This is a genomic window from Paraglaciecola chathamensis S18K6 (genome assembly GCA_000314955.1).
Classification (GTDB): Bacteria; Pseudomonadota; Gammaproteobacteria; order Enterobacterales; family Alteromonadaceae; genus Paraglaciecola; species Paraglaciecola chathamensis.
Window position 1 is genome coordinate 36664 of record BAEM01000029.1, and the last position, 12417, is coordinate 49080.

At 44.2% G+C, this 12417-nt stretch carries 11 protein-coding genes; 1 reads left to right on the forward strand and 10 read right to left on the reverse strand.

All coding sequences use genetic code 11. From position 1 onward, the window contains the following. Positions 1 to 39: 39 nt before the first annotated feature. Both GCHA_RS08975 and GCHA_RS08980 read right to left on the reverse strand, forming a co-directional pair. Positions 40 to 2490: a membrane-bound PQQ-dependent dehydrogenase, glucose/quinate/shikimate family gene (locus tag GCHA_RS08975; protein ID WP_083881846.1), complete on the reverse strand. Its 2451-nt coding sequence runs from the start codon at positions 2488 to 2490 to the stop codon at positions 40 to 42. 274 nt (positions 2491 to 2764) lie between these two features. After that, positions 2765 to 4567 carry an alpha-amylase family glycosyl hydrolase gene (locus tag GCHA_RS08980; protein WP_007987312.1) on the reverse strand — a complete coding sequence of 601 codons (1803 nt, stop codon included), beginning with the start codon at positions 4565 to 4567 and terminating at the stop codon, positions 2765 to 2767. A 416-nt stretch (positions 4568 to 4983) separates the two neighbouring features. On the opposite strand from GCHA_RS08980, the gene GCHA_RS08985 reads away from it, so the two are divergent. Further along, a complete protein-coding gene (locus tag GCHA_RS08985; RefSeq protein ID WP_007987316.1) occupies positions 4984 to 5496 on the forward strand; it encodes a hypothetical protein in 513 nt (170 codons plus the stop codon). Positions 5497 to 5555: 59 nt separating this feature from the next. Here GCHA_RS08985 and GCHA_RS08990 read toward each other — a convergent pair whose 3' ends face one another. The 8 genes from GCHA_RS08990 to fabG form a co-directional block, all read right to left on the reverse strand. Next, the gene (locus GCHA_RS08990; protein WP_007987318.1) at positions 5556 to 6332 is read right to left on the reverse strand and encodes a TatD family hydrolase; all 777 of its coding nucleotides are present in this window, start codon (positions 6330 to 6332) and stop codon (positions 5556 to 5558) included. A gap of 51 nt (positions 6333 to 6383) precedes the next feature. Further along, entirely contained in the window at positions 6384 to 7301 is a 918-nt protein-coding gene (gene holB, locus GCHA_RS08995; protein WP_007987319.1) for a DNA polymerase III subunit delta', read from the reverse strand. A 1-nt stretch (position 7302) separates the two neighbouring features. Further along, positions 7303 to 7932, reverse strand: a complete 630-nt coding sequence (gene tmk / locus GCHA_RS09000; RefSeq protein ID WP_007987320.1) for a dTMP kinase — start codon at positions 7930 to 7932, stop codon at positions 7303 to 7305. Between the two features lie 57 nt (positions 7933 to 7989). Beyond that, positions 7990 to 8988: an endolytic transglycosylase MltG gene (gene mltG, locus GCHA_RS09005; protein ID WP_013753771.1), complete on the reverse strand. Its 999-nt coding sequence runs from the start codon at positions 8986 to 8988 to the stop codon at positions 7990 to 7992. A gap of 18 nt (positions 8989 to 9006) precedes the next feature. Then, on the reverse strand, positions 9007 to 9828 hold the full coding sequence (pabC, locus tag GCHA_RS09010) for an aminodeoxychorismate lyase (protein WP_007987322.1): 822 nt from the start codon (positions 9826 to 9828) through the stop codon (positions 9007 to 9009). Positions 9829 to 9926: 98 nt separating this feature from the next. Continuing rightward, positions 9927 to 11165, reverse strand: a complete 1239-nt coding sequence (gene fabF / locus GCHA_RS09015) for a beta-ketoacyl-ACP synthase II (RefSeq protein ID WP_007987323.1) — start codon at positions 11163 to 11165, stop codon at positions 9927 to 9929. Between the two features lie 77 nt (positions 11166 to 11242). Next, positions 11243 to 11482 (reverse strand): acyl carrier protein, encoded by a 240-nt coding sequence (gene acpP / locus GCHA_RS09020; RefSeq protein WP_006993870.1) that lies wholly within the window; start codon positions 11480 to 11482, stop codon positions 11243 to 11245. A 183-nt stretch (positions 11483 to 11665) separates the two neighbouring features. Beyond that, positions 11666 to 12403, reverse strand: a complete 738-nt coding sequence (gene fabG, locus GCHA_RS09025) for a 3-oxoacyl-ACP reductase FabG (RefSeq protein WP_007987328.1) — start codon at positions 12401 to 12403, stop codon at positions 11666 to 11668. Positions 12404 to 12417: the final 14 nt, after the last annotated feature.

Genomic DNA, 12417 nt, shown 5'->3' on the forward strand with positions numbered 1-12417 from the left:
GCCCCATAAAAACGTGGGCTTACCTATGTTGCTTATACCTTAGTCATCTAAGGCATAGGCAATGACGTAATCTCCTGGAGGCGTTTCCATAAAATGATGCCCAGCAGCCACAATGACCAAGTAGCTTTTTCCATTTTGTCGATACATCATCGGATTGGCTTGCCCCCCAGCGGGTAGCACGTCTTGCCAAACGGTTTCACCTGTATTGATATCTATCGCGCGAATGAGGTTATCAGTCGCTGCGGCGATGAAAATTAAGCCGCTTTTGGTCACCAGGCTACCGCCGTTATTCGGTGTGCCTATTGTCAGAGGTAAGCCAGATGCAATGCCAAAGGGGCCATTGTTTCGTGCGGTACCAAGGGGGCGATCCCATAAGGTACTACCGTCTTCTAAATTTATTGCGCGTATTCCACCATAAGGGGGTTGTTTGCATAACAATCCGGTAAATGGCAAGCGCCAACCGGCGTTAACATCTACCGCATAAGGCGTTCCTTGTTGAGGGTCCCCTGCTCCCTCGGGCCCACCATCGTCATGCTCCAATTCATCTCGTGGTTTCCAGCCTCGTTCGTTAGCTTCTTCCCGGCTGACGAGCCGGTTATAGTTTGGCATGTCATTGTAATTGGCAATCAGAACACCCCTTGATGGGTCGATTGCTACGCTTCCCCAATCTGACCCACCATTGTACCCAGGGTATTGGATCCAGTGCTGCTCAGTGGTGGGCGGAGTATAAATACCCTTGTAACTGGCTTCTTGAAATTGAATACGGCACGCGAGTTGATCAAACATAGTGACCCCCCACATGTCTTTGGCCGTGAGATCGGGCTTCCGAAGTGTGTGAAATGTTGAGAATGGTTGGGTACTAGAACGTTTTTCAGGCCCAACGCCCCCAACAGGTACGTTACGCTCTTCTACGCCCGTAAGTACTTCACCCGTCTCGCGGTTCAAGATATAAATATCTCCCTGCTTGCTTGGCAGCACTAATGCGGGCACTAGGCCATCTTCCGTTGGGTAATCAATTAGACTAACCTGAGAGCCCAAATCGTAATCCCATACGTCTTTGTGCACAGTCTGAAAAGCCCAAGCAGGTTTTCCTGTATTAACATTCATAGCAACAAGTGACGTTGAGTATTGAAGTTCTTCTTCAGCACGTGAACTACTCCAATAATCTGCGGAGGAATTTCCCATTGGCAAATAAGCAAAGCCTAAATCATTGTCCCCCGTGGCGGTGGTCCACATGTTTGGTGTACCACGTGTATAGGTTTCTCCTTCTGGCGGCAGTTTATTAAGATTTGGTTTTACCATATCCCACGCCCATAGCAGCTCACCGGTTTGCACATCAAACCCCTTAATAACACCTGAGGGGGCATAACGCTTCTGACCATCAAGTACTTGATGGCCAGTAATAATAACTCCTTGAACGATCACTGGTACCCCGGTAATTGCCACAAATCCACTGGGGGTTTTTCCCATATTCTTTTTAATATCCACTTCGCCTTGATTGCCAAAATTGCTGCATGGCTTACCTGTCTGAGCATCCACTTCGATGATTCTTCCATCTAATGTGCCGCTCACGATCCGCTCATTACATGCTAGCGCGTTAGTTGAGGCGCTTAACGCACTTGTATCTGCTTGGTTTGAATCTTGAGGTCGAATATCGTTGTTTTTTGGTACTTTATAATAGGTGACACCTCTGCAAGCTGCGGTGTAAGGAATGTCTTCATCCGCGACTTTTGGGTCGTAGCGCCATAGCTCTTTACCATTTTGTGCGTTTAAGGCGATCAACTGATTTCTCGCCGTACATAAATACAATTTGTTGCCAATTTTAATCGGGGTGGTCTCAGCTCCATAACGTTTGGGAGGGGTATCTTTTGTTCTGTACTGCCATGCTCGTTTTAAAGAGGCGACATTTTCGGGTGTAATATCAGTCACAGGCGAGTATCGACTGGCGTTGTTATCTCGCCCATATACAGGCCAGTCATCTTGATTAATATCACTGATACCGTTTTTCGTACCGAGTTTTATTAAACTACTTCCCGCTTCGGCCACAGGAGCATTATGTGTCCAATTCATCGGCACGAAGGCCATGCTAAATGCACCTACAAAGATGACCAGGAATGCCCCAGCAAGTGAGAAGCTAGCGCGTTTTGATATACCAAAACTTGGCAGTAACAGGGCTAAAATAAAACCAAGTGCCACAGGTACGCCCATGCGTGGTACCCAGCGCCAATAATCTAACCCTGACTCCCAAATAGTCCAGCCAAGGGTACCTAGAAACATAAGCGCAAACACCCATAGTCCTAGACGTTGTTTAAAGTAAAGTAATACGCTCGTGAGTAATAAACTCGCACCAGCGAGAGCATAATAGTAAGATCCGCTCTCTAAAATTAGCCACAGACCCCCTATCGCTAAATATAACCCGATGAAAAAGCTTACGACGGCGAAGATTCGTAGCGGTAAGTTAGCAATGCGTCGGTTTGAAGAAGAAGGCATTTACCATTTCCTTTTTGAAGTTGGAAAGAAGAATGTGAAACTAGGTTGATGAAAACCTAAATCAGCCTTACGTCAGAACAGTCCTTTTTTACGCTCTTAGACATAATTCAACCAAAGCAATGCAAAGCACGCACCATATTCACTTGAGGGTAATTCAAGGGAAGGTGTAAAAAAACACCCCATCTAAAATGAAATCATTTCACAGCGGGTGTAACAATTACTTGGCCTAGCGGCCTAATAAATCCCCATTATTCTAATTGTTAAATCCAGCTTGTTAGTGGCCCAGCTGAAAAATTAAAACCTGATAATTTTCGAGATTGAGCACTAATTTTGGATCATTTCCGTTATTTCCATTCTCACAACCTGAAAAAGCATGCGGGTCGTGATAGCCCCCATACCAATTAAAAACACACTGCCATTGCTCACTGTTTAAAGCGGGAACCTCATAGTTTTCATGCGTTTGGTTTTTGAAATTGATGAGCACCATAACCTTGTCGTTCGTGCCACTAGATGACTCATCACTGACATCTTTACCTCGGGTATAGGCCAATACGCCATTTTCCTGATCAAAGTGAGTCACCTTGATGTCATGGCTTTGTAAACTGGGACACTGTTTACGCAACGCGATAAGTGTTTGGTAAGCTTGTTGTAATTGGGGAAACTTCTGATTCCGCTTCCAGTCTATTGGGTCTTTATCATCAAACCATAGATCTTCTAGCAACTCTTGACCTTGAAACAACATAGGAATACCTGGTGCGGTTAGCGTGAGCGCAGCAGCTATAACTGAACGCTGACGTGCAAAATAGTCTTTATCCACGTTACCAGGGGCAATTTCTTCTGCTAATCGAGCACTGCCATTTGCCACCTCATCGTGTGATTCGACGTAAATCACACGGCAAAAAGCGTCGTCGGAGTAAAGTCGCATAAGGGCTTTTTCAACGATTGCTATATCTCTACTGTCGTCTTCAGGTTGTGTTAATACGTCTCGTATCGGATGGACAAAGTCTGCATCCCACTGTGCAGTGTAACCTAGGCCACCTTCCTCGGTGCTATTGGTGACAAAGTCGTTTCCATGCAGATCTTCGGCGACAATGATTTTTTCAGGGTGACGGCGCTGAACTTCGCTATTGATCCAGCGAATTAATTCATAAGCCTCTTCAATGCTATCGGCAGGGTTCTCTGAGCCCGATACCGAGCGCATGTATGGGATCATATCCATACGCAGACCATCTAGCCTATATTCGTCTAACCACATCATCGCATTGTCGAATATAAACTGACGCACCTCCTCGCGACCATAATCAGGTCTGGTGTCGCCCCAAGGTGTGTCACTTCGCCAATCATTATAAAAATAAATTCCGCCTTTATCGTTTTCAGACCAACCATCGAATTGCCAAAGGTGGAGATCGCTCGGTCCAAAATGGTTATAAACGACATCTAGCACAACGGCTATGCCTCGAGCATGGGCTTCGCGAACCAAATCTTTTAGACCATTTGGGCCACCGTATGCTTCTTCAACCGCAAATGGATAAGCAGGGTTGTAGCCCCAACTAAAGTCGCCAGCAAATTCATTAACGGGCATTACTTCAATACAATTGATGCCTAGCTCGACAAGATAATCTAGTTTTTCGATAGTACTGTGAAACGTGCCTGGTTTATTCGCCACGCCATTGTCGTCTCGATCTTTGCAGTTAAATGTGCCGATATGCAGCTCGTAAATAACCAGCGACTTTTTGTCGGGCATCGAAAAAGAGTCTTGTGGCCACTCATAGTCGTCATCGTAAACAATTGAGGCGCCAACACTGTTGGTAAGCAAGCGAGCTCTTGGATCATTTCGCTTTAATACATCACCAGATTCGCTGGTAATGCTAAATTGATATTGTTGGCTATTGGCTAGACTGGGCACGTGTCCGGCCCATATACCTCCTTCCTCTTTAGACAGGGCAACACCTTCGTCGCTCCAATCGTCAAATTCCCCACGTATCGAAACGTTAACGGCATTGGGTGCCCAAACAGATACGGCATAACCTTTGTCTAACTTGCTTATTCCCATAGGAAGGTGATTTTCGTTTGGCATAAGAGAGCTCTCTAGAATTGAAATGTAGAACACTGCACTAAGCGTAAAGTGCGCCAACATGGCGGCTGCGGAGAAATAAAACTCATAGTGCAGTGCTATATGGCAGAAGAAGCGTTGCACGTTTGCTGGCCAACGCTTAGCTTTAAACCTGGTGTTATCTTTTACCTTGATTTGCTAGTGCTGGGTAACAGGTAATATTTGCAAACCAAAGGTAAATTTGTCAGCGTTTTGTGTTTGTATAAGCAAGCCTGTATTTCCCTAATGTGCCTCTACCCTGTGTTGCGCCCTGACCATAGCAACAGTTTCAAGTCTCGTTCACCTTACATTTTTTATAGGAATGAGTTTTGCAGCTCCTATAAAGTCTAGGTATATCCAGTTTGCTAATCAGCAGCTGGACGTTACAAAAAGGAAATATTATGAGTAATGAAATCAGAGGAAAAGTTAGCGCTACATACGCAGATGAAGCGAGTGCAAAGAAAGGCGCCACGGCGGTGTTAGATAACGCTGCATTACAACCCGACGAAGTCAGAATTATTGGCCCTCATGACACTCAGTTTGACCAGAAGCTAGAAAACAAGGATAAGAAAGTTGGCTTTTTTATGCTTAAAGCGCACATGGCATTTGGCCTTATTGGCATTGTGCTGGGTGTGTTTTTTGCGGTACTGCTGGCGTTCTATGGGCCTAGTTACACACAAAATAGTCCTATTATGACCGTCATTGCGCTTTCCATTTTAGGCTTTTTCGTTGGTTTAATGCTTGCTGGCTTCATTTCACTCAGACCAGATCAAGATGGTGTAGTGAATCAGTCTCGTGAGGCCACTCATGACGGCAAATGGGTCGTAGTGGTAAATAGCCCGTCCCACGAAAAAACTGAGCAGGTGTACGACATCCTAGGTAAAACTGCGTTATCGGTATCGAGCAGTTTATAACATTTAACGTGGCCACCGAGCTAATGACTAGCTTGGTGGCTAGTGGTTAAATTTAAAGCTTACGCTTTCGCTTTTAGTATATTGAACAAGCGATAGAAGTTTTCTGTGGTGACGCTAGCTAACTCTTCAACGGATATCCCTTTTAACTGCGCAATAAATTCCCCTACCTCGCGCACGTAACCTGGTTGATTTTGTTTACCGCGATAAGGCACTGGTGCAAGCCATGGAGAGTCAGTTTCTATTAGTAAATTTTCTAACGGTATTTTCCTCACTACGTCTTGCAGCGCCTGTGCGCTTTTGAACGTCACAATACCAGAAATCGAAATGTAAAAGCCTAATTCTATTGCAGCTTGGGCCATGTCCCAATCTTCAGTAAAGCAATGTAATACACCTGTGGTATGGTCAGCTTTATGCTCTTTCAATAATGAAATCGTGTCTTGGCGAGCGTCCCTGGTATGTATAATCAAGGGCTTATTTAGCACGTTCGCCACCTTGATATGATCAACAAAAGACGTTAGTTGCACGTCTTTAGTATCTGCACTGTAAAAATAGTCTAGGCCGGTTTCACCGATTGCGACTATGTTGTCCGAACTGGCCATACTCAGTAGCTCGTCATAGGTACACGCTTCATCTTGGTGAAGGGGATGTACGCCGCACGAGGCAGAGACATTATTAAACGGCTTAATAGATTGCATCATCGCTGGAAAGTCATTAACCGATACACACACACACAAGAAGTGTTCTACTCCTCGTTGCTGGGCGAAATGTATCACTTCAGCTAGTTCTTCTGGGCTTTTATCTAATCTGTCTAGGTGACAATGTGAATCTACAAACAAAAAATATTCCTACTTTAGAACGTTAAATTTTAGTCATCCGCAACCTTTACATTACGGACGCTGTGCTATCGATTGCAATACATTAACCAACACTAGGGATTTATTGACGCCAGGATTGCGTAATTGTTCATTGGCACTGATACAAGCTTTTTGCATTTCCCAAAGTGCGTCGATGTTATGCGGCCCAGTTTTTAGTTGGTCCACTAACCAAACTTGCAACCATTGAACAATTGTTGTCGCTTCGTCCTGCCACTTTGTCGCTAATGCAGCAGCGTTAAGGGTACCAACACTTAGATAACCAATATTTTCAACGACTTCATTGTAACTGACTTTAGGCGGGCTTTTTAAATGTTCAATTAATTCCAAGGGCGAAGCGCTGTATAAACGTAACATTGCGTCATCAACATTGGAATAACCTTGTTCAGATAACCAATCATGACAGCCTTGCAGTGTTGGGCTTGGCAGAGCTACTTTTTCACAACGGCTTAGTATGGTTGGCAGTAAACGTTCGCTTTGATGACTTAACAGCAATAAAAAGGTGTTGTTGGTTGGCTCTTCCAGGGTTTTAAGCAAAGCATTGGCACTGGACTCTGTCATGGTATGAGCGTCATGGATGATTAATACCTTGGCACCTGAAAGCTGCGCCGAGCCAGATAGCTTTTTAATCGCCTCACGGATGGCATCAACGCCAATTTGTTTATCAGAGCGAATTTCGTAAAGATCCGGGTGGTTTCCCGCGGTTAGTAACAGGCACGACTGACAATGGCCACAAGGCACTAAATCACTCTTGGTACCGGCGGTATGTGCGTTAGTTCCTTTATTCGCACATAACAAAAATTGCCCTAATTGCTCAGCAAATTCTGTTTTGCCTATACCCTTCGCGCCTTTTAGTAACAGCGCATGATGTAGCGAGTGCGTCATAGCGCGTTGGGACAACTGCTGCAAAGATGCTTGTAACCATGAATACACGTTACACCACCAAAAACTGTTGTATGGCGAGTTTAATATCGTGATGAACGCTTTCTATCGGTTGCATAGTATTTATGACAACGCAGTTATCATCTTGCTCAGCCAAACTGAGATAGCGGGCGCGAGTACGTTCAAAGAATGAGATGTCGAGCTGTTCTATACGGTCTAATTCACCGCGGCCTCTGGCGCGCTGTAACCCAACGCTAGGTTCAACATCTAAGTACAGAGTAAAGTCAGGTACAAACCCTTTTAAGGTAATATCACGCAGAGGTTGAATTAACGTTTGTGGTATTTCACGCCCTCCACCCTGATAGGCCTGAGACGACATATCATGTCGATCTCCTAATACCCATTTCCCTGCTGATAACGCGGGGTGAATGACATTATGCAGTAACTGAGCGCGCGCGGCGTACATAAGCAACAACTCGGCCTCGGTGGTCACTGTTTCATTTTGCCAATCTTTTTTTACACATTCACGAATGGCTTCAGCCATGGCGGTTCCGCCCGGCTCTCTGGTGCAAATTAACCTATGCCCAGCTTGTTCTATGCAGGATTTTACAATACTCACTGCAGTGCTTTTTCCCGCACCTTCTAACCCTTCAATGACTATAAACTTACCTGGGTGTATCAAATTTGACTTCCTTTACTCTCAATAGAGCGTGTTTATAAAAATAAACTGTTAAACGTATTAACGCTTTAACTGGTATTGGCGAACGGCCCGATTATGTTCTTGCAACGTTTGAGAAAAATGATGGCTGCCATCACCCTTCGAAACAAAATACAGCTCGTCAGTAGCCAGCGGATTTAGTGCTGCATGTATCGCAAGCTTGCTTGGCATGGCGATAGGCGTAGGGGTTAAGCCTTTTATCACATAGGTATTATAAGGCGTTGCCTGCCGTAAATCTTTACGTCTGATATCACCGTCAAAGTCTTTGATCCCATAAATAACAGTGGGGTCAGTTTGCAAACGCATATTCAGCCGAAGTCGGTTTACAAACACTCCGGAAATCCGACTGCGCTCTTGTGCTTTAGCTGTCTCTTTTTCGATAATCGAGGCCATAATCAGCGCTTCATAGGGTGTTGCGTAAGGTAAATTTTGATAGCGATTTTGCCACTGTAAATCAAGCTCTTTGCGCATCTCGTTGTAGGCCCACTTGACTATAGTGAACGCCTTGGTACCGGCAACAAAATGATAAGTATCGGGCATCAGCCAACCCTCTAGTGACTGGCCCTCAATATCTTGCGTAAACGCCTGGATATTATCATTAAAGTCCTCGCCAACATGGATGTAGGGATGATGAGTGATCTGCTGTTTCCAGTCTTGCCACCTCAGGCCCTCTACTAAGGTAAGAGCAAATTGTTTTTCCTTGCCACTGGCAATAAGTTGAAAAACGTCAATACCGTTCATGCCTGGGATTAACTCGTAAGTTCCTGCTTTAACCTTTGCCAATTCAGGCATGACTTTGAGCATCACTTTTAAACCCAGCGTATCGTCAACGAGAGATTGTTGCTGTAATTGCTTCAGTATACTGTTTGAAAACTGCCCCTTATTAATAGTGAGCAAAAAAGGTTCATCAATGGACAGTGGCTTTTCAGCTTGTTGCTTTAAGTAATGTAAGCCTGTCATTATCGTAACGATCACCACTGTAATCAGTAACGAGGACACTTTGATAATATTTATTCTCAAAACTTCGTTCCTTGTTTCCTAGGCTTGATAGTCAACTATTCCCATTTGCAACTCACGGGTTTTATCACGCAAATAATATGCTCGGTGACCATCACTAAATTCAATAGCCGAGACGGGTACGATGCCCATCAAACTATTACACACAAACACTTCTGCAGCGGATTGAATAGCTTCTTGTGTTTCACGACATTGATGAAATGTAATGTGTTTAGCAGTAAAATAATCAAGAATGTGGTTACGCATAACCCCTTCCACCCCGCTAAAACTCAAAGATGGGGTGTACCAGGAATTTTCATGGTACCAGAAAATATTGCCCACTGAAGACTCAACAATAACGTCGTCGGTATCCAGCACAATGCAATCTTGAAATGCGTCATTTGCCAATTTATGCTTTATCAACACTTGCTCTAAACGGTTTAAATGTTTTATGCCAGCTAGCAGGGGTTGCTTGGCCAAAGTGATACTACTTACATTAAGTTCGATGCCGTTCTTTTGCCAATCATCATAATGAGAGGGATACGGGTGTTGGCTTATAATGTAAATCGGCTGATGAGCCCCTTCTGGGCTATAACCTCTTCCCCCTGAACCTCTTGAAATCAAGACTTTTAAAACGAAGCTCGAACCGTGCTGCGTATTCTTAAGAACACTGTTAGCCAATTCATCCCATTTTGTAAAAGGTATAAACAATCGTTCACAGCTAGCTTGTAAACGTGTTAAGTGCGCTTCCCAATGCTCAACTTTACCGTTTTTAACGAGCATGGTAGTGAAACAACCGTCTCCGTATTGTGTTGCTCTATCGGCAATGTCGAGTTGAGTAGCGGGTGAACCATTAACGATCATGTATATATCTTCGTAGAAAATTAATCAATTGATGCAAAAAAGCCTGTAATAGCAATGATATTACAGGCTCAGCTTAGATACTATTAGCGTGTTCTGAATTACACTTTTTTGAAGAGTAATGATCCGTTAGTGCCACCAAATCCAAATGAGTTACACAGAGCGTAATCCATTTTAATTGAACGTGCTTCATTCGCGACAAAATCCAGATCGCACCCTTCACCTGGGTTATCTAAATTAATTGTCGGTGGGGCTATTTGATCTTTTAACGCCAAAATAGTGAAAATCGCTTCAACTGCACCAGCGGCACCCAAAAGGTGGCCTGTCATTGATTTTGTTGAGCTAACCAATACCTTCTTGGCACTTTCTTCAAAGATGGTTTTCACCGCTGCAACTTCAGCAACATCACCCGCTGGGGTAGAGGTTCCGTGCGCATTGATGTAGCCCACTTGCTGTGCATTAACAGATGCATCATTCAATGCATTGTGCATCGCTGCAGCAGCGCCTTCGCCATTTTCTGGTGGAGAGGTCATATGATGTGCGTCACCGCTCATTCCGAAACCAACAAGTTCTGCGTAGATTTTCGCACCACGCGCTTTAGCTGATTCGTACTCTTCGAGCATAACAACACCCGCACCTTCACCCATTACAAAACCATCTCGGTCTTTATCCCATGGGCGACTGGCGATTTGTGGGTTGTCATTGCGTGTCGATAGCGCTCGTGCCGCTGCGAAGCCACCTAAGCCCAAAGGACAAATAGACGCTTCCGCACCGCCTGCCAACATGGCGTCGGCATCACCGTAGGCAATAGTACGCGCCGCGATACCCATATTATGCACACCTGTAGTACAGGCAGTCACAATGTTTAAATTAGGTCCTTTCAAACCTTCCATGATGGACAGGAAGCCTGAAATCATATTTGTGATGGTAGCAGGTACGAAAAAAGGTGAGATACGCTTAGGGCCAGAATTAACTAATTTAGTGTGATTTTCTTCAATCAAACTTAATCCGCCAATACCTGAACCAATGGCAACACCAACACGCGATGCGTTCTTTTCGGTGATCACTAATCCTGAATCCGCTAATGCCTGCTTGCCAGCGGCAATACCAAACTGGATAAATTTATCCATTTTCTTGGTTTCTTTCTTGGCAATGTAGTCTTCAACGTTGAAGTCTTTAACTTCGCCTGCGAAATGCGTCGTGTATTCAGATGCATCAAACACTGTGATAGGACCTATACCACTTTTACCTTCGACGATATTCTGCCACGTGGATGTATAATCATTGCCCACAGGAGAGAGTACGCCAAGACCGGTTACTACAACCCGACGTTTAGCCACTTTGGCCTCCGAACGTAATATATTTGGTGTGTTAGATAAGAGAAACGGCTCAGAAAGAGCCGTTTTTAAAAAACTGTTTACGCGTCTTTGTGAGCGTTAACGTAGTCAATCGCAGATTGAACTGTGGTAATTTTTTCTGCTTCTTCATCAGGAATTTCAGTATCGAATTCCTCTTCTAAAGCCATAACCAATTCAACTGTGTCTAGAGAATCCGCACCTAAATCATCAACAAACGAGGCTTCTGATTTTACTTCTTCTTCTTTAACACCAAGTTGTTCAATAATGATTTTTTTAACGCGTTCTTCGATGTCACTCATAATTCTAGTTTTCCCTTAAAAGTCGCTAGATATAAATTTCGAGTAGTGTATTCACCAACCCACCGCCTTGCAAGCAAGACATTGAAGTTTTTTACTGGTCGAACCACTAAAAACTATATAATAATCAACAAAAAAATAACAGGCAAGTAATGTTTTAACAACCTAGGTTATTAATTAAACACACTACCCCATATACATTCCACCGTTTACATGTAGGGTTTCACCCGTTATGTAAGCAGCGCTATTACTAGCTAAAAAGCCAACCGCTGCAGCTACCTCTTGTACGGAGCCTAAGCGATTTGCTGGAATATCTTTAAAAATGGCTTCACGTTGGTCGTCATTCAGTGCCTTGGTCATATCAGTATCGATAAACCCTGGAGCAACCACATTCACCGTGATCCCTCTAGAAGCAACCTCTCGTGCCATCGATTTACTAAAGCCAATAACGCCAGCTTTAGCCGCAGCATAGTTTGCTTGGCCTGCATTACCTGCACTACCAACGACAGAACCAATATTTATGATTCTACCACAACGTTTTTTCATCATGCCACGTAAAACTGCTTTTGACATATTAAACACTGACGTAAGGTTAGTGTTAATAATATCTTGCCACTCATCGTCTTTCATACGCATAAGCAAGTTATCACGGGTGATACCGGCATTATTAACTAAGATATCAATCACGCCAAATTGCGCTGCGATATCAGACAACAATGCTGTCATTGATTCTGGCTGAGATACGTTAAGCACCATGCCTTTACCATTGTCAGCTAAGTATTCGCTAATGGCCGCTGCGCCGTTTTCTGACGTTGCTGTACCAATAACGGTCGCGCCATCGGCGACTAACTGTTGAGCTATTGCTTTGCCAATTCCTCGGCTAGCGCCCGTAACTAGGGCTATTTTACCGTCTAATCCAGACATATGTTATCTCTATA

Bases quoted from the DNA above. Each gene is read 5' to 3' on its own strand.
- GCHA_RS08975 (WP_083881846.1), bottom strand. From the start codon at position 2,490: ATGCCTTCTTCTTCAAACCGACGCATTGCTAACTTACCGCTACGAATC.
- GCHA_RS08980 (WP_007987312.1), bottom strand. From the start codon at position 4,567: ATGCCAAACGAAAATCACCTTCCTATGGGAATAAGCAAGTTAGACAAA.
- GCHA_RS08985 (WP_007987316.1), top strand. From the start codon at position 4,984: ATGAGTAATGAAATCAGAGGAAAAGTTAGCGCTACATACGCAGATGAA.
- pabC (WP_007987322.1), bottom strand. From the start codon at position 9,828: ATGATCGTTAATGGTTCACCCGCTACTCAACTCGACATTGCCGATAGA.
- acpP (WP_006993870.1), bottom strand. From the start codon at position 11,482: ATGAGTGACATCGAAGAACGCGTTAAAAAAATCATTATTGAACAACTT.
- fabG (WP_007987328.1), bottom strand. From the start codon at position 12,403: ATGTCTGGATTAGACGGTAAAATAGCCCTAGTTACGGGCGCTAGCCGA.